Origin of the sequence: Pedobacter terrae (genome assembly GCF_036946585.1) — a bacterium.
Classification (GTDB): domain Bacteria; phylum Bacteroidota; class Bacteroidia; order Sphingobacteriales; family Sphingobacteriaceae; genus Pedobacter; species Pedobacter terrae_C.
The window spans coordinates 567,271-593,691 of the sequence record NZ_JAQIIV010000001.1 but is presented as its reverse complement, the minus strand read 5'-3'; the positions used below and the strand labels follow the sequence as shown (position 1 = coordinate 593,691).

Genomic DNA, 26,421 nt, shown 5'->3' with positions numbered 1-26,421 from the left:
AATCAGATAATGTCTGATCACAACTGTTAAAAAATTTAAAACAATAACAAAAACTAACCAAATAACGATGAAAGAAATTTTACGAATCTTTTTGTGCGTCTGTATTTTTAGTCTTGGACTTTTTTATAAGGCGAGCGCAGTGAAAACCAAATTCGCGTTTCAGCAGGATACGACCAAATTTACCGCTACACTTTTTGACGAAAATCAGGTGCCTTTGAGGGGGGTGACCGTTAAAGTCAAACGTACCGGATCAACTTCAGTTTCTAATAGAGATGGCATTTTTTCCATTTCAGCCCAAAAAGACGATTTATTATTGCTTAGCTTAAATGCCAAAAAATTTTTCGAGTATAAAGTTTTAAGCCTAACCGAAAATACGATTGTTGTCAATTCTAAAATGTAGTTTGAAACAGGAGAGGGGAAACCAGGCTGCTTTTTGGCGTTGTTACCAATCCTCTTCATACCGCAACATCAACAGATGCGGTGTATACATCTGATCTCAATAAGATGCCAGTTACCTCGCTCAGCACTGCGTTAACAGGCCGGTTATCCCGGTTTATATGCCTTGCAAAGTTCAGGTCAACCCGGTGCAGACGGGTCATCACTGTCTTTAAGAGGGAGAGGACCTTTATTGATTATTGATGGAATTCCAAGAGGTTTCTCAATCATCAATTTAGATGAAATAGAATCTGTAACCGTTTTAAAAGATGCCCTTTCTACTGCCATGCTGGGCGTTAAGGGATTTAACGGTGCTTTACTGATTACCACCAAGAGAGGTTCTAAGGCTAAGCAGACCATTTCTTTTAAAGCACAAACTGCATTTCAAAATCCCTTAAAACAGCCTGTTGCATTGAATTCCTTTAATTACGCCACACTTTACAACGAAGCAGCCCAAAATGACGGCCTTACCCAGCCTTACACACCAAGTGATTTAAATGCCTACGCTACAGGATCTGATCCTTTTGGTCATCCTGATGTAGATTGGAGAAGCCAGATACTGAAAAAAAATACGCGTTTTGACCAGTATTCACTGGATATTTCAGGAGGCAATAATTGGGGCAGATATTTTGTTGCTTTGGAACACATCAACCAGAGTGGATTTTTCCAAACCTCAGCCGATAGCAAATATGATACGAATAATAAATTTTTAAGTTATGTTATCCGTTCCAATATTGACCTGCAGATCAATTCAAAATTGTCAGCCGGCGTAAATCTATTAGGGCGGATACTAAACGGAAATGGTCCGGGTTTTAGTATATCCAACCTTGGTAGCAGTACACAGGCCATTATAAATAGCCTGTTGCTTACTCCGAATAATGCTTATCCGGTTTACAATCCTAATGGTAGTTATGGTACGTCGGCCAATTTCCAGACCAACATTTACGGACAAACCGTAAATTCTGGTTATACTGCAAACTATAAGCGCGATGTTCTTGCTGATTTTTTTATTAAAAGAACACTGGATGAGATCACCAAAGGTTTGTGGATCAGGGCTTCGGTTTCCTTATATTCAACATTGTCCGAAGATATTCTTCGTGGCAAATCATTTGCTTCATTTGCATACAATCCAACCACCAATGTTTACACCCAATACGGAAACAATGGAACACAGGCTAACGGTAACGCCCTTAATTACCAGGCCCGAGCAGATTACCTGGAGTTTAAGATGGGATATGACCGCACATTCGGGAAAAATGAGGATCAGTGCAGTAGCCTTTGCCAATCGTGATAATTCTGTAACTGATTCTGATCTGCCTTATACCATAAAAGGAATTGCAGGTAGGGCAGCTTATACTTATGACAACAGGTATACCTTTGAAATGGCCTTTGCTTACAACGGTTCTAATTATTATCCTCCGGCAGGTGATTTTAAATATGGTTTCTTTCCGGCCGTAGGGCTGTCATGGAATATTACCAGTGAAAAATTTCTTGCTAATAAAAAATGGCTGAATGGTTTGAAATTATATGCATCTTATGGTAAGAACGGTAATGATAACCCAGGTTATTTCAGCTATATACAACGTTATTTTGACGGCCCTGCAGCTTATTTCGGATCCAGCCCTGGTTCACAAACCAGTATTTTCGAACAGCCTCTGGCTAATCCTTTCATCACATTTGAACAGGCAAAAAAATTAAATCTCGGTATTCAAGGTACCCTGTTAAGTAATAAACTTGGTTTCAAAGCCGAATATTATGATAACAGGTATTCCGATATGTTGATGCAGCGGGGAAAGAATTCAGCCATTTTAGGACAAACATTTCCTAATGAGAATATTGGCAGGTACCAATACAATGGCTGGGACTTTAACCTGAACTGGCAACAGCAGGTAGGTAAAGATTTTAGCTATTTTCTAGCCGGTAACTTTAATATTCAAGACTCGAAAGTAGTGGATATAGATGAAGTAAATCAACCTTTTCCATGGATGAGAAGAACAGGGCAAATGGTTGGTCAGAATTTCGGTTATATTGCTGATGGTCTATTTCAATCTCAGGCAGAAATTAACGCAAGTGCAAAATTGGAAGGGTATAATGCGCAGCCCGGCGACATCAAGTACAGGGATCTCAACGGAGACGGGCTAATCAATCAGTTTGATCAAACCCCGATTGGCCAGTTAAAACCCCTTATGTTTTTTTGGTACCACCCTTGGCTTTCAGTTTAAATCATTTGACTTCAGTGCTTTGGTTCAGGGCGCATTTAACAGAACAATTTACGTGGCAGGGAACAGTGAATGGGCATTCCAGAATAATGGGCTGGGGCAGGCTGGGATAATAATCTTGACAGGTGGACGCCTTCTAATCCAAATGCAACCTATCCACGCTTAAGTATTGGAGCCAATATCAATAACCAGGCATTTTCAAAGCTATTGGATGCGATCAGGAAATTATATTCGGTTGAAAAATATTGAGTTAGGATACACTTTACCCAATAAGTTGATTCAAAGAATTGGTTTGCAATCCACAAGGATATTTGCAAGTGCCAACAATTTATTAACCTTATCTGCTTATGATCGTGTTGATCCGGAAGTGTATAACGGCGCCTATCCAATTCAGCGATTAATAAACCTAGGTATTAACATTAAGCTTTAAAAACATGAAAATAACTTATTATAACAGATTTATCCTTTTGTTTTCTTTATTTGGGCTACTTGTTCTGGGTGCCTGCAAGAAAGTTGAAACTGAGCCCCGTGATTGGATCAGAGAAGACCTGGTATGGGATGATCAGGATAAAAATGCTACAGTAGCTGGTTTTTTCCTCAATAGCGTTTATACTTACATTCCTACAGGATTTAACCGCATCGACGGTGATTATCTTGATGCTGCTTCAGGCGATGCAATCCCTTCAAGAAACAATACCCAGGTAGAATTTTATACAAATGGAAGAATCAGTGTGATCAATAATCCTGATCCATACTGGGGGAAACAGTTACGCAGGAATCAGAGCGGCCAATATCTTTCTCAGCAATATTGATAAAGTACCGATGGCAGCGATCACCAAACAATACTGGAAAGCTGAAGCCAGATTTATCAGGGGCACTGATGTATTTCGAACTGGTGAAAAGGTACGGAGGGGTACCACTCGTTGGAAATAAAATTTTTACGGTAGAAGATGACCTTGAAATTTCCAGGAATAACTATGCTGACTGTGTGAATTATATTGTTTCTGAATGTGATGCCATAAAAGATAGCTTAAGATTTGAAAAGGGGGCGAATTACGGTACATCCGATTGGGGAAGAATATCGAAGGGCGCAGCTATTGCCTTAAAATGCCGTACTTATCTTTATGCAGCAAGTCCGCTTTTTAATGGCGGCGGTTTTGAATCTAATTCGAATACAAAGGCGTTAACAGGTTATCCGAGCTATGATGCATCCCGCTGGCAAAAAGTAATTGATGCCTCAGAAGAATTGATTGGTATCGGTTATTATGCACTTCAGTCGTCTTTTAATAATGTGTTTGTGGTAAACAGAAATACAGAAGTGATATTGAGTAAACAGGGTACAACCAATGCTAACATAGAATCCATCAATGCACCATCCGGATATGCAACACCCGCCTTAAGTTTAGGAAGAACAAGTGCCACTTCAGAACTGGTCAATGCGTTTCCTATGAATAATGGCCTGGCCATAAACAGTACTTCGCCCGCGTCAGGATATAATCCGGCTAATCCTTATCTTAATAGAGATCCCAGGTTTTACTTAACCATATTTTATAATGGTGCAACCTGGCTAAGAAGAGGGGTGCAGACTTTCGAAGGTGGATTAGATAAACCTGGTGGTACCACCATTCAGACAAAAACTGGTTTTTATGTCCGTAAGTTTATGGCTGATTTTTCCAATAATACAACCTACACCAATCAATCGCATAATTTTATACTTTTCAGGTATGCTGAAATCCTTCTCAATTATGCTGAGGCCTTAAATGAAATGGGAAGGACTGAAGATGCAGTTGCCCAATTAAAATTAATCAGGGCCAGAGCAGGTATAACTGCAGGCACGAACGCCAGATACGGTATTCCTTCAGGCGTTTCTCAAAGTGATTTGCGCACGCTGATATTTAATGAACGGCGAATTGAACTTGCATTTGAAGAACATCGTTTTTGGGATGTGAGAAGATGGAAAATTGCCCCTGCTGTTTTGAACACAAATGTTAACGGCGTTAAAATTACTAAAAATGCCGATAACACTTTCACCTATCAGACACAACCGGCGGCTAACCTGCTGTTTACCAATAAACTTTATCATATGCCGCTACCGTATTCAGAGATTGTGAAAAATAGTAAAATGATTCAAAATGAAGGCTGGTAAAACACAACAAAATATGAAGATTTACATACATAAAATATTGCTGTTTTTGTTTTTAACAGCAATCATAAATTTCGCTAAAGCACAAACAATAACCGTAGAAGGTACGGTAAGAGATAATGTGGGCGTTTTAGTCGGTGTATCTGTTAAAGAGAAAGATGTTGCCAATGCTGTTCTCACTAATAGTGATGGAAAATATAGAATAACACTTAAAGGAAAAAGTGGTGTTTTACAGTTCAGCTATATTGGTTTCGTTACACAAACGGTTAATGTTGATCGGCGCAGTACTTTAAATGTACGGTTGGAGATTGATAATAATAATCTTGAAGACGTAGTTGTACTCGGATATGGAAAGCAAAAAAAAATTACCACTACAGGGTCTATCAGTACAATTTCTGGTGAAACAATCAGGCAAAACCCATCAGCAAGTTTACAGAATACGCTGGTTGGCCGTTTGCCGGGATATTTCTCTCAGCAACGTTCGGGCAGACCGGGTGCTGACGGAGCAGAATTTTTTATCAGGGGGGTCAGTTCTTATAATTCGGGCTCAAACCAGGCATTGATCATGGTAGATGATATTGAATATTCAGCTGCCCAGTTTTCATTGCTTGATCCAAATGAGATCGAAGATGTAAGTATTTTAAAAGATGCGGCTACAACAGCGATATATGGGGTGAAAGGGGCCAATGGGGTTGTGGTGGTTACCACAAGAAGAGGAAAAATCGGTAAGCCAAAAATTTCATTGAGAAATGAGTTCAGCGTCATGCAGCCAACCATAATGCCTGATTTTTTAGGTTCTTATGAAACTGCCCTATTGTATAACCAGGCCAGGGCAAACGACGGTTTGGCACCCAGATGGACAGCAGATGACCTTCAAAAATTTAAGGATGGGTCTGACCCCTATGGCCATCCGGATAACGACTGGAAAAAGATACTTTTTAAAGACTTCAGCACGCAAGCAAAAGGGAACTTTGATATTAACGGCGGAACAGAAAAAGTAAAATACTTTGTTTCAGGTGGCTACCTGGTTCAGGATGGTTTGTTGAAGAATTACAGTGCTGATAATGGCGTAAATTCAAATTTTTATTACAACCGGTATAATTATAGGTCAAACCTGGATATTAAAGCAACCAAAACGCTCGATCTCAGGTTGGATCTTTATGGCAACATTTCCATCACCAATAACAACAACATTGCCAGTGCGTTTGGTTATAACGATTTATTTTATGATTATGTAAGTTTCGCCTCACTGGCACCCTGGGCCTATCCGATATACAATCCGGATGACAGTTATGGCTACAGCACCTGGCAAAGAGATGAAAATCCAAATTATAACCAGAACAATATTGTAGGCCGCATTGCACATTATGGCTATAGCAGGAGTTTTGAAAATAATATGAACCTGGTAGCCAATGCAGTTCAAAAGCTGGATTTTATCACCAAAGGCTTATCCATTAAGGGTGTGCTTTCTTATGCGAGTACACATAATTATACCCGCAGTATGACCAGGGATCAGTTTCCTTCCTTTATTTACGACCCGGTAAATAATACTTATGCACCAAGAGATCCTAATATTTACAGAGTTAGAAGGTACTTTATTGGTTACAGTCCGGGGAGTACGGTTAGAAATTTAACTACTCAGATCCATCTGAATTATGACCGCAGTTTTGGCAAGCACCATGTTTATGCATTGGCATTAATGAACACCAACTCGGTTATCAAATATAATCCAAATCCGGTTTATAACTTTGTTCCCAACAATTTTAAAGGCTATTCAGGCCGGGTGGGTTATGATTATGATGATAAATATTTGTTCCAGTTCAACAATGCGTATAATGGATCTGACCTTTTTGTGGGATCTAAAAAATATGGTTTTTTCCCGGCAGCATCAGTAGGATGGAATATCTCGTCAGAAAATTTCTTTAAAGACAATATTAAATTTATCAACTTCTTAAAACTTAAAGGTTCATATGGTCTGGTTGGTAACGACCGGATAGGCGACAATTTTGCTTATTACTATCAACAAAATTATTATCGCGGTGGTGATGCAAACTTCGGAACGGGAAGCAACAACTATGCTGGCTTTTATGAAGGTAGCCTTGGCAACGATAATGTGACCTGGGAAAAAGAAAAGAAACTCAACCTGGCTTTGGAGTTCTCTTTATTCAAAAGCAAGTTAGCAGGCTCTGTAGAGTTTTTCAAAAACGAGCGTTATGATATTTTAACCAGCAGGGGAACCGTTTCCTCCGTTTTTGGTGTGGGGCTGCCACCAGTAAACTTAGGCAGGGTTCAGAACCAGGGCGGTGAGATTGAATTATCTTACCGTGATAATATCGGAGAATTTGGTTACTCTGTAAGAGCAAACTATTCTTATGCTAAAAACAAAATTTTATTCAGAGATGAGCCTAAACAGGCATTTGCTTACCAGCAGGCTACCGGAAATAGTATTGGCGCGGGTTTCCTTTATCAGTGGATAGGATTTTATACTTCTGCAGCAGATATTGCTGCCAGCCCGGTACCAATTGTTACACCAAGGGTAGGCGATTTAAAATATGCAGATTTGAATGGTGATGGCAAGATAGATTCTTATGACCAGGCTTATATTGGCCAGCCAAATCTTCCTAATACCAATTATGGATTAGATCTTGGTTTTAATTATAAAAACTTTGGACTAACCCTGCTTTTCCAGGCGGCGACAAATTTCCAGGTAAGGGGTGTTGCCGAGGCCATACAGGCTTTCTCTTCTAAGCTAACATCTGTACACCAAAACAGCTGGACTCCCGAACTCGGTGATAATGCACAATATCCGTTGCTAAGTTTAAATCCCGGGATCAGCAGCCCTTCTACCTTTCCTTCTACTTTCTGGGCGGTATCAGGTAATTACCTCCGTTTAAAAAATGCAGAATTTAGTTACACCTTGCCGCAAAGTTTTCTGGATAAAGTCAAGGTTCAATCGATACGCACATACGTAAATGGTTATAACCTGTTAACTTTTTCCAACCTGGGAAAAAGATATCAGTTTGACCCCGAATCAAATTCCGGTCAGGACAGGATTAAATATCCGCCTCAGCGTATGCTAAATTTTGGTTTAAGTGTTACATTTTAGTGAAAACAGATATGAAAAAGATTTTTATAATACTGGCATTTGTAATCGTATACACATCCTGTAAAAAATCAACTGATTTTTTAGATGGTCAGGCCAGTACAGGCGAAACTGAAGAATCAATTTTTACCGATAGCGTAAAAACAATAGGCTTTTTAACGAACATCTATAGTGGAATAGGATACAGTTTTAACAAAGGCAGGTTCAGCTCGCACGGAAATACGGAAATGGCTACCGATGATGCAGAATATGCCTATTCAGGAGTTGGCCAATCGGCAGTAATTATGTATAATGGTACCATTTCACCTAACAATTTTTTTAGCCAGGGCGCTGTTCCCGATTTCTGGTCTACGCCGTATGCCAATATCCGGAAAGTTAACCTGTTTTTAGCTAAACTTCCGGGTACGCCCTTAAGTGCTCCTTTAAAAACAAGGATGGCTGCTGAAGCCCGCTACCTAAGGGCATGGTACTACCATTTTCTGCTCATTAATTTTGGTGGTGTGCCATTGATTGGAAACAACGTTTATGGCATTAATGATGTGATCGATCTCCCGAGATCAAGTTTTCAGGCATCTGTAGATTATGTTGTAGGGGAACTGGATGCTGTAGCAGCCGTACTTCCTGCACCAACTGAATATGCAGAACAGGATTTTGGCAGAGCAACCCGCGGGGCCTGCCTGGCTTTAAAATCAAGAGTATTGTTATACGCCGCAAGCCCGTTATTTAATGGAGGATCTATCGCTACGGGAGCCCTGGCTGCCACAGTAAGTTACCCGTCCTATAATGTTTCCTACTGGCAAAAAGCTGCTGCGGCAGCAGAAGCTGTAATTAATACCAATTATTATTCCCTGATGGAAGATAACGTAACGGCACCCGGATATGGATTCTACAATACATTTTTGAAAAGGTACCCCAATACCGAACAGATTTTCGCCATGCAAAGGCCAACCAACAGAGATTTTGAAGGGTACTATAATCCGCCATCAAGAGGAGGTGCCAAAAATTCTCAGCCGACAGAGCAACTGGCCAGGTCGTTTCCAATGAAAAATGGAAAATCAACTTACGATCCGACATCAGGCTTTGTTGCCAGTAATCCTTATGTTAACCGTGATCCGCGTTTTGGATATTCCATTATATATAACGGCTCACCGTATTATAGCACAACTACAGGTACAAAGATCGCTGTAAATACCTTCGATGGTGCCGCTTCTGATGGATACGTTTCATCTACCAAGACCGGTCCTACCACGACAGGATATTACAGCCGTAAAATGTGCGATGAAAATATTTCAGCCAACAGTTCATTCGTAACCGAAAGGGCCTGGCCATTAATCAGATATGCTGAAATTTTACTCAACTATGCAGAGGCCATCAATGAAACCGGCCAAACTGCTCTTGCTTATCCTAAACTCATTGCAATTAGAAAAAGAGCCGGTATTGATGCCGGGGCCGATGGTATGTATGGTATCAAAGCCAATATGAGCGTTGAGGAGATGAGGGCGTTTATCCAAAATGAAAGAAGGATAGAACTGATGAACGAAGATCATCGCTGGAATGACATCAGGAGATGGAAAATAGCTGAGGCTGTAAACAATGGTTACAATAGCGCGATGATTATTACCAAAACAGGCAATAATTTCGCTTATAAAGTTGATAACACGATTCGCTTACATGTATTTAGGCCACAAAATTATTTGATGCCTATTCCTCAGGTAGAGATATCGAAAATGCCTTCAATGGTACAGAACCCAGGATATTAAATAAATCGTACCGGATTGATCAGGAGTTTTCCCGGCACTTGCTTGTAGAAGCAGGTGCCAATATTTTTCATATAATGTCCGTGCTAAATATTTTTACAAATTGTCATATTAAAAACATCATAACATGACTTGTCACATTTAGTTAGAGCCATTAGCAGTTGTATTAAATTGCAAGCCTTGAGATATTATTCTTCATAAGAAGGCTTGATTTTGAATTTTTCACCAATATGGCAAATATATTTAAATGATAATACCTCTAAACTTTTCACATCAATCTAATTTCAAAAAAGTTTAACTGTGACGGAACGGCTATCCCCTAAAATCTCCTATTTATGTATGTATGAATCAGGGCGGGAGTTTCTCGGCAGAGTTATTTGCAGGCCAATATAAACTTACATGACGCACTGACGCCCCATGGCTTCAGCAAGCCACTAATGCCATCAGGATAAGCCTAACAGAAAACGAAAATATTGATGTTCTGGTAACAGCAAATTTCTCCATCACCAACGAAACCTTTACAAAATCTGGCAATACCATTAACACCAGTTTTGTAGTGAATAAGGTCGTGCAAACAGCTAATGTAGAATTGGTACGCCTGTACTTGGGCAAATCAGTATTAACCGACCATTTATTCCGCGATGTACGGGTAGATGGAAATGTATCCTCATTGATATTTTGTGCACCAACCAGCCTGTCTGCGGATATACCTGAAAACCCTCGATTTTGTATATGCAAAAGTGGGTGTCAAAGCTACGGTTGACAGCGAATATGTTTATTCCCAAGTGCAAAAAAATCGCATTGAAATGAGCAATTCAAATATGGATTAGCATGTACGTAACCAATATTTCCAAAATATTATCAATACTACCATAAAATGTAATAGAGATAGGATCTCATATTTTAAGTTGAGGGCAAGCCATCCGGCATTGCCCCAACTTTTCATTAACTAAACTAAAACAACATTGGATTTTGTTATAAGGTAATGTTATTTTGGGAAATATTCTTCTAATGTTTTAGCAATACTCTCCGCTTTTAAATTTCGGGCTATAATCTTACCTGACGGGTCAATGAGAAAATTTTGAGGGATGGCATTGATATGGTAGAGATTTGCAACACTGCTCTCAAATCCTTTCAAATCTGACACATTAGTCCAGGTTAAACCATCATCTTTAATCGCTTTAAGCCATGCACCCTTAGAACTTGCTGCATCAAGAGAAACACCTAAAACCTCAAGACCATCATTTTTATATCTTTCATATTGGGACAAAATGTTGGGATTTTCCGCCCTGCATGGTGCACACCAGCTGGCCCAGAAATCAAGCAACACATACTTACCCCTAAAATCGCTCAGGCTAACTGTTTTTCCTGATTCATCATTTGATTTAAAATCAGGCGCCATTTGCCCTATTGAAATGGTGTTCAGTAGTTCAATTGTCTGGCCAAGTTCTTTTCCGGAAAAGCTTTGTCTTACATTTGCAGATAGCCCATTGAACAGCGGCTTAATTTCCTTTACATCGATTACCGGACCGGCGTAGGATTTCAGCACGTTCAGACTGGCCATAAGATCAGGGTTTTTCATAATGAAAGCCTTCTCGATATTTCTCTGTCCTAATACTAAACCCTCATTTTTTTGCCTAATGCCTCTCATAAACATTACATTAGCTCGATTTTCGGGCGTAAGCTGATATAAAATGGCCCTTTGGGCCGTTTTTAACAGTCTTAGTTCACGGTTCAATTGGCAATATGCTAAATTTTCGTCATCACCAGAAACACTTGCAGTAGCAATCGAATCTGTCCCTGTAATGTTCAGTTTATGATTACCGATGAGAATATTCGTTTGATCTGAATTCTTTTTTACAACGTAGGAACCCGTATGGCTGAGCAGCAAGCTTGCCATTCTGGTTTCTCGGACTGTCCCTTCAAAATGAAAGTTGCCATCAGTTAGCTTAACCGAATCCCGGATGGCTTGATCATCTTTTCCCTGATAGCTTAAAAAAAGTACGCTGCCAGCCTCAACTTCCGTAAGTTTTCCGTTGATGGTAAAATTATCACTCCCTTTCGCATTGTTCAACAATTTATTCAATAGTATGATATTATCTTTCGAGGAAGGAGCAGGTGCTTGAAAATTCGCAATTTTAAAATGCTGGTTGATAATTATCGTACGCGGGATATTGATTACATGATAATCTTTTAGACCGGTTCTGTTGATATGCCATTGAAGCCCTCCGGCCTTCCTAAATGCTACATTCTTTTTCCAGTCGTCCACATTTTCATCAATTGAAAGTGAAACAAATAACACATCTTTATTCCCGGAATACTGTTGTTTCAACTTTTCGAAACCAGGCATTTGCTGGAGACAAGGGCCACACCAGGTTGCCCATAGATCTATAAAAATTACCTTACCCTTCCAATCAGATAGTTTAACAGCATTACCATCCTGGTCGGTAGCGTAAAAATCAACAGCTAAATCGCCATCTCCATATTTCAACAGACTACTCCTGGTCCTGAAGGCCGCTTGGCGGTAATCAAGGAATTTTATGGATTGCAACTGACTGGAAAAGGCAGCTATCTTTGCCTTATCTTCCATCCCCGTCATCAGCGCGGTCAAAGAATCGGCTATTATCCAATCTCTAACCCTTGCTAAGAAGGCGATATCACTTTTTTGATACTTGGCACTATTGGTTGAAATCAAACGGGCAATATCCCTGACCACGGGTAGTTGGAGGTATTCCGGTCTCTTCAATTCGCGCAGGCAAATATTTAGCTTAGACTTCGCAAGCTGATGAAAAGTATCTAAATACCTTACCGCTGTATCATTAGACAGTTTTAATTTCATTGGGGCGTAATAGCGCACGGAATTAATGCTATTTACCACATCAGCCTTAATACGTGCGGCTTCAAGGTTTTTGAATCCCAAATTTACACCTTTTAACCTGTTCAGTTCCAGGCTACGTTCCCTTTCTTTGTTAAGAATGTTTTCCAACTGAACCTTAGGGTACGGACTAATGTTTTTACCAGACTCAAGGTAAGACCCACCTTTAGGAAACGGGGTGTTTTTTAGATAGTTATTTGCCTCATGTCCTGTTCCTGCAAAGGTAGAAAGATTTGGATTGAGGTGATTAATCGCTACTTTGAGGTTATCTCCCGGGCTTAAAAACAGGATGTTACGGCCGATTCGATAATATCCGGGCTTCTTTAGATCAAAGTGTATACTGAAATTTCCCTCTGTATCTGTCTTAACCGTTAAGTTCTCATTTTGTGGCTGTAAATACTGAAATTCTGAAATATCTTCCACTTTGACCTCTTTCTGCGTGGAGTTGAAATTGCCGGAAATAAACGTCTGTTGCGCAGCAGCTCTAATCGAGAAGAGCAGCAGGGAAGAGAATATAATCTTACTTAATTTCATCATTATGGATTGTTAGTCATACCTGGGTTGGCATCTAAAACCTTTTGGGTAAAACGCAGGGTCAAACGATCTGTAGTTAAGGAGTATTCTGTCATTTTTCCATTTGTATCATAATAACGGTGCTTATAAACATCGGCAGAGAATATCGGGTCGGTTGACAGTCTCCGCATATCAAACCAACGAAATCCATTAATTGCAAATTCTCTTGTACGTTCCTCCATGATGAAACGGATCAGTGCTGTTTTATCCGACATGTTCACTGAAGCGTCTGCAGCTGGCATCCTTGTCGCTCTGAAAGTTTCCAAAATCGTTACCGCGTCCGCGCTTCTGTTTGATCTGGCTAGACATTCAGCCCTTAGTAATTGAACATCTGCCAATCTAACCCCAATTTGAACAACTGTGCCACTATTTCTGCGCAGTGCGCCTTTAACAGGTAAATCTGCACCTCCTGATGCCTTTGAGCTGAAAAAACGAAGCCTCATATCGGATGATTTGAATAGCGCGGCGGCTTCCGGAGTTAGTAGGATATCAGAATTGAAGGCATTAAACCCACCTGCATTGACCTGTTTGCAGAAGATATTTTCGGTATTCAGCCATGCTGTTGGATAAAGGCTTTGATAGCTTGCCGGATTAGTAGATGGATTGTAGCCCCAGGCACCCGCCGTACCGGAATTTGCCATTGTTACATTTAAATTGTACAATGCTACACTATAATTGGTTGGTAAATCGGCAATACAACTGTTCAGGTATGGAAGCGCATCGCTATACCTACCCATGAAAACCAAAACTTTACCCAACAAGCCTTCAGCAGCGGCTTTGCTCAACCGTGCCCGTATTGAAGTATTAACCGGTAACATTGGAATGGCATCTCTAAGATCCTTTATCATAAAATCGTAAACTGCCTGGACTGTAGCCCGCGTAAATTTTGTTTCGGCCACATCTGCTGCTGTGATAATAGGAAAGGCAAGATCGGTAGCTGCTGTAGCAGCATTATAGGGTTTTCCATAAAAATTAACCAGCATAAAGTAACACCAGGCTCTGTTGGCTAAAGCCTCTGCATAAAGTGCATTTTTTTGATCATCAGTACCACCGGTCGATTCCAGCACTTCATTTGCAATCTTGTTATAGGTATAAAGTTGTGTCATAATCCCTTTCATTTCGGCATTATCATCTTCCGGATTATAAGTATCTTGATCATACCTGAAAAATCGTTGCGTCCTCAATGCACCACCAGAAAAATAAGGCTCGGCACTCAATACTTCATCTCCCAGAATCAACTGTCCATTTGGAAATTCAGTTACGCTCGCACCGGTATTAATGAGGGCTGTGTTATTAAATAGTAAATTATAATCTGATGTACTTTGTGCAATTAGCTTTCCTTTAGGTTTAAGGTCCAGATATTCCTTATTACATGCAGACAATCCAATTGTTAAAGTTATTGCCATTATGGCTAAATATTCAAGTTTATTTAATGCTTTCATTTTCTTAGAAGTTAACATGAGCTCCAATTGATATCGTATTTTGATTTACCGGCATTGTCCTGTAACCGCCGGAAGTATTGCCAATGTTTGATGCCTGACCGCTGGCATCCTGAAACTCCGGATCTATACCATAATGATTCGCTTTCCATAGCATAACATTCGATAACTGTGCCCTCAGACTGATTCCCTTTAGGTGAATTTTTGACATCCACTCTTTTGGAAGATCATAAGACAAGGTGACGTCCCTTAATTTTACGAAACTAGCATCAAGAACATTGATATCAGCCATTTTGTAGTAATTCACATTGCGCTGGCTACTGCTGGTTCCATTAGCTGCAATATAGGCTGGAATGTTTGTTATTGATTCATCGCCCGGATTTTTCCAGCGGCCCATAAATTCTTCATGCTCATTATTGGTCAACCTACCGCCAGAAAAAAGCGTAGTTACATCCCTGCGCATGACATACCCCAGGTTAAAGATAACGTTCGCACTCAACCTGAAGTTTTCATAACTGAAAACATTGGTCAGACCCCCGCTCCAAACGGGTTGATAGGTTCCTTTATATAAAATGTCAGATACTTTCGTAGCATTAATAGCTTTCGTTACAGAGCCATCTTCCAGGTACACCTGTGGATCACCCACCTGATCCAACCCGGCATACCGGTAGGCAAAAACAGAAAATGCGGAATAGCCTTCCAGGTAGCTTTGAGAAATCAACCCGTTACCTGTACTTACTGGCACAGCAGTACTTAGCGATTTAATTTTATTTTGATTGTAGGCCACGTTTAAAAGCGTACTCCAGCTAAATTTTGCAGTATTGATATTTTGAATGCTGATGTTTGCCTCTACACCATTATTAGCAATTTCACCCATGTTACCGGTAATGCTGGTATACCCTGTAAAAGGATTAACTGGCAAATATCCTATCAGGTGGTCCGTGTTTTTACGGTATACATCGATACTGGCATTAATCCGGTTAAAGACAGTGAAATCAATCCCTAAGTTTAAGGTTTTCGTAGATTCCCAGCTTAACCTCCTGTTTGCAGGCGTACCAATCCTAACCCCTTTTCCATCAGGGAAGATAAAGTTTTGTTCAGCAATTACGATATCGTAGGAGGCTGCCGTACCAATGATCGGAGATAGACCTGTAACACCATAGGTTCCCCTTAAAATCAACCTATCCAACCAGTTGATATTTTGAAGGAAATTTTCATGGCTGGCATACCAGCTTAAGCCTCCGCTACCTACAGGCCTGTCCTGGGCAGATTTATCTTTACCAAAAAGACTCGATTGGTCCAGTCGCCAGTTTCCATTAACCGTGTATTTATTATTGAAAGTATATCCGGCATTTGCATAATAAGACACCACCCTATTCTCCTGTTCACCGGCACTGAATGAATTGTCAAATAACACACTTCTGCTGCCACTATTTGGAAGAACAGTATTAAGAATACCATTGCCCAACGTTTTGTAATCAATAGTTCCATAGGTTAATAGATCAGGATTATAACCTCTGACATAAGAACTGTTTGATATGGCAAGCTGATTCTGTATTTCCTGACCGGCAAGAATGGTGAGCTGGTGTTTCTGGTCATTCCAGTTCTTATCGTAGCTAACCTGGTTTCTGATGTTCCAGTTGCGCTGGCTTTGATTTAAAGTGGATAAACCGCCACCTGTTGTGGGTAAATAATAGGTTGGGGTACCGCCCGTAGCAGTTGGTGCTACCGTAAATGTGGCAAGCTCTGATCGCACGGCATAGCTGTTCTGATCGCTAAAAGTGGTATTTTTGGTTGTGGCCTTATAATAACCATAAATGCCCTCAAACTTTAAGCCTTTGGCTGGCTTTAATGTAATCCCGGCAACTATTCTATTGATTAAATCTTCGCTTTTACTACTCCGCAAATCAAATTCGTCTACAGGGTTATAGTTTAAGCTTACCTGGCTCTGGGTTTCAAAATTCTTTCTAACGGCATCCGACATGTTTAGCCACGATAAAGGAATGCTGTTACCTGCCTGGTCTCTAAAAAGCACGTAAGGCAAAAGACGGCTGTCGGGTGCAAAATTATTTTTTGATGCCCTGATGTTATTTGTCAGATCGGTGATTAAATAACCACTTAACACCTTGTTAAAATCCATATCCTGACGAACATTGATTTTGTAAGCATTATTTTTTTCGCCCTGATAGACGCTCTGGTTATCGGTATAAGCCATAGAGCTGTAAATCTTATAGCGATCGCCACCACCCTTTAGTGATAGGGTATGATTGCTTAACATGGCATTTCGGTACCAGACTTCACGCATCTGACTTAGGTTATTGGTATTTGCCAGTGCACTAAGCTGCGCATCAGCCGTGGCACTACTGATTGCCCCGCTGTTCAGGTTATATAAAATTTGCTCATGCGGCGGTAACATTGGATTAAGTGCACCGTTAGGGATTATTGCCGATAAAGGGTTCAATGTTGGATTAAATATCTCTCTTGCAGCCTGTATAAACTGGGTACTGCTCAGGGTATTTGCATAAGCTAAATCAGGCATGCCACGGAAGTTGGTAAAGCCATCGTATTCAATATCCAAACCTCCTGCTCGTCCTTTTCGGGTGGTAATGACAATTACACCATTAGATGCCCTGGCCCCCCAAACGGAGGCAGCAGTAGCATCTTTTAACACTGTTATATCTTCCACATCGTTTGGATTGATGGTTGAAACATCCGCAATCGGAAAACCGTCAACTACATATAGTGGTCCTCTTGCCGCGTTGATAGTCGACAATCCCCTGACCAAAACCTGTGTGGCACCAGGGGCATTATTGATAGTTAAGCCAGGTATAAGTCCATCCAATCGCTGGATGATATTCATTGATCCGGTTCGTGCAGCAAATATCTTCATGTCCGGCTTGGCAAAACTTCCTGCACTTCTTTCTTTGGACAGGGTTTGAATTCCTGTTGACACTACCGAAACTGTTTTCAATGCCTCACTCTGCTGTTTAAGTACAACTTGAAGCAAACTGTTTCCGGTTCCAATTGTAACCGACTGGTCGATATAGCCAATATAGCTAATGATAAGCGATGTACTGTTACCCGGATCATTAATAAGAAAAAGTCCATCGATATCGGTCTGGGCCAATATCTTTCCATCTAAATTTTTAATAGAGGCACCAGCCAATGGAAGCCCATGTTCATCCGTGACTTTACCTTTAACAGGCACTAAAGAGGATCTTTCAGTTTTCGTAAAAGTAATCAGGTTTTCATTGATTAGCCGATAAGAGAACCCGGTTCCTTTAAGTATGATATCCAAAATACCCGATACTGGCATATCTACAGCGTTTATGTCAAGTTGTTTGTCTGAAGGAAAGTTATTGTTACTGTATAAAAAAGAGTAACCTGTTTTGGCTTCAATATTTTTAATCACCGTTTCCAGCGTTGTTTTCTGCAGGTTTAGTGAAATTTTCTTGCCTTGGGGATATACTGCTGCTGATACATGCAACAATCCGGACAGCAGTAATAAACAGGTTAGTTTCATCATCTTTATGATCTTACTGAATAAAGGATTGGGCAGGTAAGCCCACATCAATAGTTTGGTTTTCATGTTTGGTTAATTGCCTTAATAGCATAATACTTGCCTCACCGATTTAAAATCTGGATAATTAAGGTATTCTTATTACTTTTAAGAAGATTTTGGTTAATTGAGGCAGCCTCATCGCAAATTTGTCTGCCCGGTTAATTGCTTATCGACAGGGATCTACCATAGGTATTTCCCTGTTATTTCAGTAAATATTTATCCGTTCACCCTCCTTTCTATATTTGAAATCCTGGGAGGCCTTGAGTGCATCCAGGATATCGATTAGTCCGGTATCATTAAAGGTACCGGTAAATCTGTATTTCAGCAGTTCTGGATTATCTATCGTAATGGTTACATCATACCAGCGTTCCAGCAAGGCTGCCACCTCTTTAAAACTCTGATCATCAAAACTCAGGCGGTTATGCACCCATTCAATCTCTTTCGTCCTGGAGCTGGTTATCAACTCTTTAGGTACTGTAACAATAAAATCTTTACCCCTGGCTACCAATTGTTTTGATGGCACCAGGACAGCATCCTGCCCAAGGGTAAATTTTTGATCAGGCTTGAGTGTGATCAGTGCTTTTTTTACGGCAGGAAGGAAGATCTGAACTGCCCCCTTTACTAATGATGCTTCTGCAGGTTCCCCTTTATAAACCTTTACATTAAACAAGGTACCGACGACTTTGACATCCATTTTTTCACTGTGCACTATAAAAGGTTTTTTTGAATCGTGTACCACATCAAAATAAGCCTCACCCTGCAAATCAATCTTTCTAACCGTATCCTTAAAATGACTTGCATAGTGCAACTGACTGCCTGAATTTAGGATGACTACGGAACCATCAGGCAATACAACTTTTTTCTTTTCTCCCTTATTAGTCTTTACCTCAACCATGCTAGGTTGGGTATAAAGATCAGTATCCAGCTTAAAAATGTATAACGATGCTATGGAAAGTAAGACAATTGCTGCAGCTGCCCAATAGTACGGCATGTGACTACGGCGGTTGTTTTTATTTGCTGAAATCTGAGCATGGATACGGTCTAGAATATGTTGCGCTCTATTACTATCACTTATATCGTCGGCTTCTTGATTTTGTTTGTGTTCAAAATAACTTTCAATAAGTACTTTCTCCTTATCAGAAATGGTCCCATCAACATATTTATCCGCCAATCTTTTAATAAAGTTCTTTTTCATCTACCAAGGTATATCCGGGTTTTTAGGAAAATATATGTAACCCATATAACTTATGTACCTTAAAGCGGGCTCATCACCCAGATGATTCTACCTTAATTTCCAAAAGCTAAGTAGTCAATGCTTATCATATAATGAAATAAGGATCTCAATTAGTACAAATGAAGAAGAAAAAGATGCCCTGATCTTTTTTAAAGCAATGTTGATCTGATTGTCAACAGTCTTCGGAGAAATATTGAGATACCTCGCAATTTCTTTGCTGGTCATATGTTTGTGCCTGCTCAGAGTAAATATTTCTCGACACTTGGTGGGCAGTGAAGCTACAGTTTCATCAAGAATTTGCTTAATATCATTTAAAGCAAGATTATGGATTCCATCATTAGTTGCAAAATTCATGATAAAATCTCTCTCTACAGATGCAGCGATAACTTTGTTATGTCTAATGATTTTAAATACCTGAAAACGTGTTGACTGGAAAATATATGATTTGAAGTTATAAATAAAGGCATTATTCCGCTTTAACCATAGATCTGCAAAGACTTCTTGCACTACGTCTTCTGAAACAGAAGCATTATGGAGTATTTTATTGGCGATCTGAAAAGACTGTTTCCAGTAACGAAAATAAAGCTTATCAAAGGCATCAATACTATCCTTTTTCAAGCCATCAAGCAGTTGCTTGTCAGAATAAGACGACGCTTCCATTTTAATTACCTGTAGTTAAAATCCCTAATATATAAATTCGTATTAAATAATAACATTTGTCTGCAGAATAAATAGTTTTAAAAAAGTCGAAAGAAAATTGATTGCTTTAACTGAGGTAATCAAGCTCACAGATGTAGTTTCTCATATGCTATTATTTTTTGAGAATTCAACGAGGTCACTACCCACTGTAGATGCAGCGTGTGCTCCGCTCGAAGTACCTTGCTTTAATCTTATACGGATATGTTTTTTGCATTTATAGAGCACTATTTTCCATTCGGTCTGAGTAAATGATGAAAATCTTTTGTAATTATTTGTGTAATAAGGTCCGAGGATCATAAAGTTTATAACCGGAAAATTTAAAAACATGATAATTTAAATATAAATAATAAGAGAGTAAATATGCATCTGAAAGCTATAATAAGTCTTATAATAGGGTTGCTGGTTCTACAACCTGCATATTTCTACCGCCAGGCGATTCCAAAAAGCTATCAAACTCTTTATCATATTACTATGCTATATGACTTAAGAAAAGTAACTTATTTATCTTAAGTATCGTCAAAAGAACAAAGCATATTGTCCCAATGCGATCAGGCTCTCGTTTATTTCCATTAAAGCGGTTAATACTTTTGAACCTGTGCCACCTGCTCCGATAAGGTTTACCGAAATGGGGTTGGTAGGACTTATTAACACATTGTCCGTAAAATGGACTGCTGTTTTTGCTGTATTCATCACAATAGATTTTTAAGTGTCTTATTATTGCTTTTCAATATTTCTTTAGGAAAGGGTTTGCCTGTTCCGATAAGGTCTTTCCATGTATTCACACAATTCCCTTTTATGGGGCTATGGTTTCCCAATAAGTGGCTGAAATAACTATTAAAAAAGTAGCTTTCCCAAGCCTGTACAAATTCCTCAACCGAAGCCAATTTTTAATGTCAATTGTTACCGTACCCATACACACCCTGCCATCTTCATAGATGTTAAAAAAGGGTGCGTAATGCAAAGGCGTTTTTTCTGTTGGTCTTCTATCTGTTGCAAGGGCAAAAACGGAAAGGCTGTTTTTATTGGCAAACCATAGCATTGGCGGTACTTGTGCCACTTCGTTGGGTATGCCTAAATCATTTACAAAGTACAGTTGTCGTTGGTGTGCTTTGGTGTACCATAGCACCCGTACCTTTCTCGCTCGGATTGATGTGCAGAATGTTTGTCGGCAAAATACCTTTTGGCTTTAAAAAGGCTTTGCTCTTTTCTTCATCAGTTTGTAAAGCCTTTGCCAATACATTGGCTTCTTTTACGTTCAATGGGTGGGCATTTACAGGCATTCCGTTACTGTCCATGTCAAAATGCTCCACGTACATATCGGTTTCCGTTCCTGCGGTTTCATAAAAAACCAATGCCGATTTTGGGTGGTACAATGTGCCGAAATTTTCGGTGACGTTATTTGCGTTGTTCATTTTTCTGTTCTTTTATAGTCATATAATACGTTGCAGAGGTCATCCAGTAGGGTAAACAGACGGTTCTCAAAATCAAGATTAACCTTAGTTAATTTGCTACCGTCAAATGATTTGCTAATGGTCGGCTCTTCCATTTCTCCATATTCATTAAACTCGTTATTGATACTGTCCGTAAGGCTTTCATATAGCCAACCTTTGGTATCTGCAACAAATGAGATATATTTTTGCATCCCTATCACTTCATTCTCATAATCATCATTATAGGGGTCTTTTTCGGGCATTGGTGCATTTCTAAAAATGCTTGCTGTCGGATATTCCGTATATAGGACAAAGGCATTACAAGCCACCTGCCAACATTGCGTGTCAAAGGTCTCAAGGCATTTAAATCGGTTCAAACGCTGTTCAAAGAACTTCAGATTGGCACGGTTAAATAATTTCTGTTCTATCTTGTTGCCAAGATATTCGGCATTTCTCAACTCGCTTAAATACATTGCGGTTTCGTCCGTTTCATCGTCATGTTCTACCCAATCTTTGTGCATTTGATACATCCAATACAGGTAGCTGTCCTGTTGCCTGTAATATGGAATATCTGCGATATGGTACAGGTAACTGCAAACCGAAATAAGTAGTTGTGCCGTCTTTTTGCGGTTTGGGTCTTTGAGCATCTTAAAGAGTGGCACAATAGGAATGTAATATAAGGTTGTACCCACGTTATACTTTTCCTCAGTTGTAAAAAACGTTTTGTTACTGCCCTGTACCAATTTGAAACCATCCCAATTTGTAGTGGTGCGTTTTACTTTGGTTTCCATATCCCACATTGCCAAAACCATATTGTAGGGAAAGCTATAATTCTGTTGGGTCTGCATAGGCTCAATGCTGTAATGCCCGGCAAGTTTGGAAAGGGACTGATAAAAATCCTTCTCCGTTTTCTGACAAGCCTGTACGGGTTGTGCCGTTTTCAGTTTAGGCAGAAATGTACACTTTAGAATACCATTGGTAGCATGGCTATTGGTACGGACTTCTGTTTGTCTTTCTGCACCTGGCTTGCATCCTTTGGTTTTTGTAGCCATTTTGCGAACTTGCCCAACTGTCGGTGCAACTGCTGTTGCCGTTTCTGTTCGGGTAGGCTGATAATGCCCGATATGATGCCCTTTTGCATAATTCATCGTTTTTGATTTTTGATTTAACCTTTCGTACCCATTACGCTCTCAAATTTGTACTCTACCGCATCATCTTTTATCTGCGGTGCAGATACTTTTGCAGTCGTTAGAATAGGGTACAGATTGGTGTAAAAATTCATGACCGCTTCCACGCTCCAACGTGGTTCGGGGTCAGTCAGTCTGATGTCCTGCCCTTTATCTTTGAGTATGAACACTCGTTCTAATTGCGTTGCTAATAACATAACTTTTCGATTTTCGGATTAACACTTTTATACTTCTTCACCTATTTCACGGGTAGGATAATCGGCAGTAACTTCTTCTTCTTGTTGTGGCTCTTGCGGTAGGGGCGCCAGTCCCTCCATTTCCCCAAAAAGGCTTGGTGCTGCAAATTTGTCAGATAACGATGTTTTGCGCTTGCATATCTCGTCCGCTTTTTCAGGAAATTCGGTAAGTCGGGAACTTTCATCCAAGCTTCACGGAACTTTCCTGCTGCCTCCAGTTCATCCGCCTTCGCCATGCCATCTTTAAACTTTTTGTCTTTGGCTTCTTTTTCTTTTTTCGCTTTGTCGGCTTTGTCTTTCTCGATTGCAGATTGCTTTTTAGCTTCTTCCAACTGCTTTAAGAATTTTTCCATATCCACCATTAAACCCGATACCTTTTGTATCGGTGTGGTGATCTGCTCAAAAAATCCCTCATCGAATTCCTGTGGTGTGGCGTTGAATGTCAAAGGCGGAATACCGTTTTTGGCAATATCTCCGCATTTCTCATTATTAAGCAATACCGTTACAATGAGATTGCTTTCTATCCCCTTTGAAATGTTCAGTTGCAATACGCCTGTGAAGTCCAGTTGATGTATTTGTTTAAAAAAATTAGTCGGTGCCATAATTTAATCTGATTTTGTATTCTACCATTATTTTGATTGTTGTTTCGTCATGCCCAATGGCACGTAAACGTTTTTCGTATGCTTCCATCCTAACTTTGTAATCCTCCTCCGTTTTTTCTCCTCTTAGTATCAATAGGTGGGTATTCCAACCTGCCATCGCTTCTGCTATGATGATGTCAAGCTTGAATGCATACAGCCGTTCCTCCAGCTATGCCTTACTACATAATCCTATTTCTGCATATTGAGTTAAGGCGTTCCAGAAAATTAGCGACCAGTCCTGTTTGTCCCTGCGTTCTGCATCTACAAATTGGTTAAAAAGCCAGTCTGCATATGCAAACTTACTTTTACAGTCTTTCTTAGCTATATCCTGATGTCTCTGCATTCGTTCTTTTTTTACGATTTTGATATGTTCAAGGTCTAGAAACGGATGTTTTTTACTTTTTTCATTTGCCATAACCGTATGAATTTTTTGTTTGTTAAAGTGATTTTTCAGCGGTGTAAACGCCATTTCCATAATAGCCTATCAGCCGTTCCCAAAGCCGTATCAGGCTGTTGGCATCGACATAAAAAGATTCCGATCTGTTACAGTAGATGATGTATATCGCTTCATCTCTGTATAGCGTTTCTAGGCTCATTTCCTTAGCTATACTTTTTGCTTCTTCTCTTGTTGCTATCATATAGATTGTTTTAGGTAGGCTACCACCGATTAAGGCGGTAGCCTGTGGTTGTTTAATTAAGGCTGAAGATTTCAGCACCGTCCAAAGCAAATGCGGTACACAATTCAAATGCTTTCTGTGATTTGAGTTGGGCAGTACCACCCATTACAATACTCTGCAACTTGGTTTCGTCATTCTTGTAATTTCTTACATTCTGATAGTAACCTGTAACAGCATTGTACGCTCCGAACAATGTACCTTTGGTTGTTTCCATTTGCTGCGTGTCACTGAGCATCGCATAGGCGAAGGCATCCTCGACGGTATTTTTAAATACAGTGGAAATTTCTTCTTCCGCTCCTTTTTTAATAAGGTCAAGCGTTTCCTTGTTCGGGCAAAGTGCCAGTTGGATGAGTTTTCTTACTTCTTTGTCGTTTACCTTAACTTTCGTCCACTCGTTGAAAATGCCCTCTAACTGTCCACTTAACGTATTGGCAAGTCCCATAATCTTGTGTGCATTCTCAATCCGCTGTTTGGCTCCTGAAGTGTGTTTGATACGCACAACATTGGTCATACTCTTTAGCGAAGCGTTAAGGGTGTTCTGGCATACGATCCTAATGGGGGTAAATGCTGCGGTAATGCTTCCGCTCCCATCGTGTGAAGTGGTTAGGAAGATGTATTTTTCCGTTACATCATCGCCATTGCCCACACGGATATACCCGGGCAGTTTCGCGGTGATAAATATTCGTTCTCCGTTACCTAATGCCCCTGCGGTCTCGTACAGGATGCCCTGGCCACCGCCTACAATACTGTCAAAGAAATTAAAGGACTCGCGGTTCTGTACGATGTGGTAATCTTTACCGACTACGCCCAATATGGCATTGTTATCGGTACGGATGTTGGCGAAATAGTCAGGAACATCTAATTCGCTACTGCCTATCTCTATCCCCTCCGAAGTTTCGATAATGCTCGAACCTTTGGTAAATAGCGGTGATTTAACTACTTCATAATCCAGTCCTGCATATTTGATAGCTTCTTCACTTGTTGGGTATTGTTCCACGATTTGCCCCAAACCGTGCCACGCTTTTTGTTTCACGCTGAAAAATGAATACCGTCCTGTTCTCTCGTTGCAATTAATATTATGTGCCATGATGCTTTAGATTTTGATGTTAAAAAAAGATTGAATTTTCGCTGTTAAAATGGGAGATCATCCTCTGATTTATTCTTTTTTGTTCCTGTAGTAGCCTGTGCGGTCTCGGCTTTTTTGCTACCTCCATGCAATTTAATCTGTGAGGTATTGAAGTTCAGCCCCGCATGTGCTTCTCCGTCTTTTCCTATCCACGCCCTTGTACTTACCCTGCCTGTGAGTTCTACCAGGGTGCCCTTTGTGAGTAGTTTTGCCACATTCGCAGATAGCCAGTAGGCACAATCAAAAAAGGTTGTTTGCTCTACACGCTCGCCCTGTCCGTTGCGGTAGCTGTCGCCCACCGCAACTGAAAAGTTCACTACTTGTTTTTCATTTGACAATGTGCGCACTTCCGCATCTCTTGTCAGTCTTCCGATAATGTTCATAATCGTCCTGTTTTAAAGTTTTTAAATTTTGTTACGTTCGCTTTTCTTGTTCCCGGCTTCCTGTGATCGGCTCGCTTGATTGGCTTTGCCTTGCTTCGCCTGATATTTTCCAAAAGAAAAACCGGAAAAAAGAAAGCAGATAATTCAAGCGGGCTGCGCGGAAAACCAAAAGGAAACGGAATAAGTCCCGAAGGGTGGTAAGGCAACACACTAGCTTCGGCGGAGCCTTCATTTTGTCTTGCCATTATGCCGTAGTCTTTTGGTTGGGTTAGGGTGTTGGGAGCCAGCTATACCTTAGCTGCCTTTTTACCGGTTGATGATGGAAACTATATTATAATTCTTTGTAATAAATAATCAGCCTATCAAGCCTGCAAAGGAGATTTGAAAATCGACGGATTAGGAACCGAATAGGACAAGATTTTCAATTTGCCTTTTTTTAAGTAGCCATAAGCTTATTTACTGGGTGCTGAGAACATGGCGCAAATGGGCTTAGGCTATAAAGTTTTAGGAAAATTCCGGCAGGACTTATTAATGAAATTGGTTGTAATTAAAAAAATCACTATTGAAAAAGCCATCGGTTTGGATAAAAGTCTTAGCACCAATGGCCAGCCATTGGCTAGCTCAAATTAGGTTTTGTGTATGCGATATTTTATATGGTTTTTATAGTTTTGCCTCTCGCCGGTCTCAGATAGTCTCTAAGGA

The 26,421-nt window shown here is 40.1% G+C and carries 25 protein-coding genes and 1 pseudogene; 8 read left to right on the top strand and 18 right to left on the bottom strand.

The features are described 5' to 3' along the window. Positions 1-139: 139 nt before the first annotated feature. The 8 genes and pseudogenes from PGN18_RS02580 to PGN18_RS22330 all read left to right on the top strand — a co-directional run bounded on the left by PGN18_RS02580 (position 140) and on the right by PGN18_RS22330 (position 10,420). Positions 140-400: a hypothetical protein gene (locus PGN18_RS02580; protein ID WP_335317797.1), complete on the top strand. Its 261-nt coding sequence runs from the start codon at positions 140-142 to the stop codon at positions 398-400. A 156-nt stretch (positions 401-556) separates the two neighbouring features. After that, positions 557-739: pseudogene (locus PGN18_RS02575) on the top strand (TonB-dependent receptor plug domain-containing protein); the annotation flags it as partial. A gap of 859 nt (positions 740-1,598) precedes the next feature. Then, a complete protein-coding gene (locus PGN18_RS02570) occupies positions 1,599-2,657 on the top strand; it encodes a TonB-dependent receptor domain-containing protein (RefSeq protein WP_335317796.1) in 1,059 nt (352 codons plus the stop codon). A 431-nt stretch (positions 2,658-3,088) separates the two neighbouring features. After that, positions 3,089-3,466, top strand: a complete 378-nt coding sequence (locus tag PGN18_RS02565; protein ID WP_335317795.1) for a hypothetical protein — start codon at positions 3,089-3,091, stop codon at positions 3,464-3,466. Beyond that, on the top strand, positions 3,463-4,800 hold the full coding sequence (locus PGN18_RS02560) for a RagB/SusD family nutrient uptake outer membrane protein (RefSeq protein ID WP_335317794.1): 1,338 nt from the start codon (positions 3,463-3,465) through the stop codon (positions 4,798-4,800). The genes PGN18_RS02565 and PGN18_RS02560 overlap by 4 nt, the downstream gene beginning before the upstream one ends. 13 nt (positions 4,801-4,813) lie before the next feature. Further along, a complete protein-coding gene (locus PGN18_RS02555) occupies positions 4,814-7,903 on the top strand; it encodes a SusC/RagA family TonB-linked outer membrane protein (RefSeq protein WP_335317793.1) in 3,090 nt (1,029 codons plus the stop codon). 11 nt (positions 7,904-7,914) lie between these two features. Beyond that, the gene (locus PGN18_RS02550) at positions 7,915-9,660 is read left to right on the top strand and encodes a RagB/SusD family nutrient uptake outer membrane protein (RefSeq protein ID WP_335317792.1); all 1,746 of its coding nucleotides are present in this window, start codon (positions 7,915-7,917) and stop codon (positions 9,658-9,660) included. Between the two features lie 553 nt (positions 9,661-10,213). Then, on the top strand, positions 10,214-10,420 hold the full coding sequence (locus PGN18_RS22330) for a hypothetical protein (RefSeq protein WP_442955333.1): 207 nt from the start codon (positions 10,214-10,216) through the stop codon (positions 10,418-10,420). Between the two features lie 225 nt (positions 10,421-10,645). On the opposite strand, the gene PGN18_RS02540 is transcribed toward PGN18_RS22330, so the two are convergent. The 18 genes from PGN18_RS02540 to PGN18_RS02455 all read right to left on the bottom strand — a co-directional run bounded on the left by PGN18_RS02540 (position 10,646) and on the right by PGN18_RS02455 (position 25,964). Next, positions 10,646-13,069, bottom strand: coding sequence for a redoxin domain-containing protein (locus PGN18_RS02540; RefSeq protein ID WP_335317790.1), 2,424 nt, complete (start codon positions 13,067-13,069; stop codon positions 10,646-10,648). Beyond that, positions 13,069-14,547, bottom strand: coding sequence for a RagB/SusD family nutrient uptake outer membrane protein (locus PGN18_RS02535; protein ID WP_335317789.1), 1,479 nt, complete (start codon positions 14,545-14,547; stop codon positions 13,069-13,071). Before PGN18_RS02535 ends, PGN18_RS02540 begins: the two co-directional genes overlap by 1 nt. 4 nt (positions 14,548-14,551) lie before the next feature. Continuing rightward, on the bottom strand, positions 14,552-18,133 hold the full coding sequence (locus PGN18_RS02530) for a SusC/RagA family TonB-linked outer membrane protein (RefSeq protein ID WP_335317788.1): 3,582 nt from the start codon (positions 18,131-18,133) through the stop codon (positions 14,552-14,554). A 178-nt stretch (positions 18,134-18,311) separates the two neighbouring features. Further along, the gene (locus PGN18_RS02525; RefSeq protein WP_335317787.1) at positions 18,312-19,301 is read right to left on the bottom strand and encodes a FecR family protein; all 990 of its coding nucleotides are present in this window, start codon (positions 19,299-19,301) and stop codon (positions 18,312-18,314) included. Positions 19,302-19,415: 114 nt separating this feature from the next. Further along, on the bottom strand, positions 19,416-20,000 hold the full coding sequence (locus tag PGN18_RS02520; RefSeq protein WP_335317786.1) for an RNA polymerase sigma-70 factor: 585 nt from the start codon (positions 19,998-20,000) through the stop codon (positions 19,416-19,418). 555 nt (positions 20,001-20,555) lie between these two features. Continuing rightward, on the bottom strand, positions 20,556-20,729 hold the full coding sequence (locus tag PGN18_RS02515) for a hypothetical protein (protein WP_335317785.1): 174 nt from the start codon (positions 20,727-20,729) through the stop codon (positions 20,556-20,558). Continuing rightward, positions 20,729-20,854: a hypothetical protein gene (locus tag PGN18_RS02510; protein WP_335317784.1), complete on the bottom strand. Its 126-nt coding sequence runs from the start codon at positions 20,852-20,854 to the stop codon at positions 20,729-20,731. Before PGN18_RS02510 ends, PGN18_RS02515 begins: the two co-directional genes overlap by 1 nt. Then, positions 20,833-21,165: a hypothetical protein gene (locus PGN18_RS02505; RefSeq protein ID WP_335317783.1), complete on the bottom strand. Its 333-nt coding sequence runs from the start codon at positions 21,163-21,165 to the stop codon at positions 20,833-20,835. The genes PGN18_RS02510 and PGN18_RS02505 overlap by 22 nt, the downstream gene beginning before the upstream one ends. Further along, the gene (locus PGN18_RS02500) at positions 21,116-21,451 is read right to left on the bottom strand and encodes a hypothetical protein (protein WP_335317782.1); all 336 of its coding nucleotides are present in this window, start codon (positions 21,449-21,451) and stop codon (positions 21,116-21,118) included. Before PGN18_RS02500 ends, PGN18_RS02505 begins: the two co-directional genes overlap by 50 nt. Then, positions 21,448-22,617: a hypothetical protein gene (locus tag PGN18_RS02495; RefSeq protein WP_335317781.1), complete on the bottom strand. Its 1,170-nt coding sequence runs from the start codon at positions 22,615-22,617 to the stop codon at positions 21,448-21,450. Before PGN18_RS02495 ends, PGN18_RS02500 begins: the two co-directional genes overlap by 4 nt. 17 nt (positions 22,618-22,634) lie before the next feature. Then, positions 22,635-22,853, bottom strand: a complete 219-nt coding sequence (locus PGN18_RS02490) for a PRTRC system protein C (protein ID WP_335317780.1) — start codon at positions 22,851-22,853, stop codon at positions 22,635-22,637. 41 nt (positions 22,854-22,894) lie between these two features. After that, positions 22,895-23,494: a PRTRC system protein E gene (locus tag PGN18_RS02485; protein ID WP_335317779.1), complete on the bottom strand. Its 600-nt coding sequence runs from the start codon at positions 23,492-23,494 to the stop codon at positions 22,895-22,897. After that, the gene (locus PGN18_RS02480) at positions 23,481-23,651 is read right to left on the bottom strand and encodes a hypothetical protein (protein WP_335317778.1); all 171 of its coding nucleotides are present in this window, start codon (positions 23,649-23,651) and stop codon (positions 23,481-23,483) included. Before PGN18_RS02480 ends, PGN18_RS02485 begins: the two co-directional genes overlap by 14 nt. A gap of 51 nt (positions 23,652-23,702) precedes the next feature. Then, complete coding sequence (locus PGN18_RS02475; protein WP_335317777.1) at positions 23,703-23,948, bottom strand: hypothetical protein; 246 nt, start codon at positions 23,946-23,948, stop codon at positions 23,703-23,705. 22 nt (positions 23,949-23,970) lie between these two features. Then, a complete protein-coding gene (locus PGN18_RS02470; protein ID WP_335317776.1) occupies positions 23,971-24,171 on the bottom strand; it encodes a DNA-binding protein in 201 nt (66 codons plus the stop codon). A 52-nt stretch (positions 24,172-24,223) separates the two neighbouring features. After that, entirely contained in the window at positions 24,224-25,297 is a 1,074-nt protein-coding gene (locus PGN18_RS02465) for a DUF932 domain-containing protein (protein ID WP_335317775.1), read from the bottom strand. Positions 25,298-25,341: 44 nt separating this feature from the next. Continuing rightward, the gene (locus PGN18_RS02460; RefSeq protein WP_335317774.1) at positions 25,342-25,719 is read right to left on the bottom strand and encodes a single-stranded DNA-binding protein; all 378 of its coding nucleotides are present in this window, start codon (positions 25,717-25,719) and stop codon (positions 25,342-25,344) included. Further along, a complete protein-coding gene (locus PGN18_RS02455; protein WP_335317773.1) occupies positions 25,716-25,964 on the bottom strand; it encodes a hypothetical protein in 249 nt (82 codons plus the stop codon). The genes PGN18_RS02460 and PGN18_RS02455 overlap by 4 nt, the downstream gene beginning before the upstream one ends. Positions 25,965-26,421 lie beyond the last annotated feature (457 nt).

Excerpts from the sequence above, each read along its gene's own strand:
- PGN18_RS02565 (WP_335317795.1), top strand. The coding sequence starts at position 3,089 with ATGAAAATAACTTATTATAACAGATTTATCCTTTTGTTTTCTTTATTT.
- PGN18_RS02470 (WP_335317776.1), bottom strand. The coding sequence starts at position 24,171 with ATGATAGCAACAAGAGAAGAAGCAAAAAGTATAGCTAAGGAAATGAGC.
- PGN18_RS02530 (WP_335317788.1), bottom strand. The coding sequence starts at position 18,133 with ATGAAAACCAAACTATTGATGTGGGCTTACCTGCCCAATCCTTTATTC.
- PGN18_RS02550 (WP_335317792.1), top strand. The coding sequence starts at position 7,915 with ATGAAAAAGATTTTTATAATACTGGCATTTGTAATCGTATACACATCC.
- PGN18_RS02490 (WP_335317780.1), bottom strand. The coding sequence starts at position 22,853 with ATGTTATTAGCAACGCAATTAGAACGAGTGTTCATACTCAAAGATAAA.
- PGN18_RS02460 (WP_335317774.1), bottom strand. The coding sequence starts at position 25,719 with ATGAACATTATCGGAAGACTGACAAGAGATGCGGAAGTGCGCACATTG.
- PGN18_RS02475 (WP_335317777.1), bottom strand. The coding sequence starts at position 23,948 with ATGGCAAATGAAAAAAGTAAAAAACATCCGTTTCTAGACCTTGAACAT.
- PGN18_RS02535 (WP_335317789.1), bottom strand. The coding sequence starts at position 14,547 with ATGAAAGCATTAAATAAACTTGAATATTTAGCCATAATGGCAATAACT.
- PGN18_RS02525 (WP_335317787.1), bottom strand. The coding sequence starts at position 19,301 with ATGAAAAAGAACTTTATTAAAAGATTGGCGGATAAATATGTTGATGGG.
- PGN18_RS02480 (WP_335317778.1), bottom strand. The coding sequence starts at position 23,651 with ATGGCAGGTTGGAATACCCACCTATTGATACTAAGAGGAGAAAAAACG.
- PGN18_RS02515 (WP_335317785.1), bottom strand. The coding sequence starts at position 20,729 with ATGAATACAGCAAAAACAGCAGTCCATTTTACGGACAATGTGTTAATA.
- PGN18_RS02570 (WP_335317796.1), top strand. The coding sequence starts at position 1,599 with ATGGAACACAGGCTAACGGTAACGCCCTTAATTACCAGGCCCGAGCAG.
- PGN18_RS02485 (WP_335317779.1), bottom strand. The coding sequence starts at position 23,494 with ATGGCACCGACTAATTTTTTTAAACAAATACATCAACTGGACTTCACA.
- PGN18_RS02465 (WP_335317775.1), bottom strand. The coding sequence starts at position 25,297 with ATGGCACATAATATTAATTGCAACGAGAGAACAGGACGGTATTCATTT.
- PGN18_RS02540 (WP_335317790.1), bottom strand. The coding sequence starts at position 13,069 with ATGATGAAATTAAGTAAGATTATATTCTCTTCCCTGCTGCTCTTCTCG.
- PGN18_RS02520 (WP_335317786.1), bottom strand. The coding sequence starts at position 20,000 with ATGGAAGCGTCGTCTTATTCTGACAAGCAACTGCTTGATGGCTTGAAA.
- PGN18_RS02455 (WP_335317773.1), bottom strand. The coding sequence starts at position 25,964 with ATGGCAAGACAAAATGAAGGCTCCGCCGAAGCTAGTGTGTTGCCTTAC.
- PGN18_RS02495 (WP_335317781.1), bottom strand. The coding sequence starts at position 22,617 with ATGAATTATGCAAAAGGGCATCATATCGGGCATTATCAGCCTACCCGA.
- PGN18_RS02555 (WP_335317793.1), top strand. The coding sequence starts at position 4,814 with ATGAAGATTTACATACATAAAATATTGCTGTTTTTGTTTTTAACAGCA.
- PGN18_RS02500 (WP_335317782.1), bottom strand. The coding sequence starts at position 21,451 with ATGAACAACGCAAATAACGTCACCGAAAATTTCGGCACATTGTACCAC.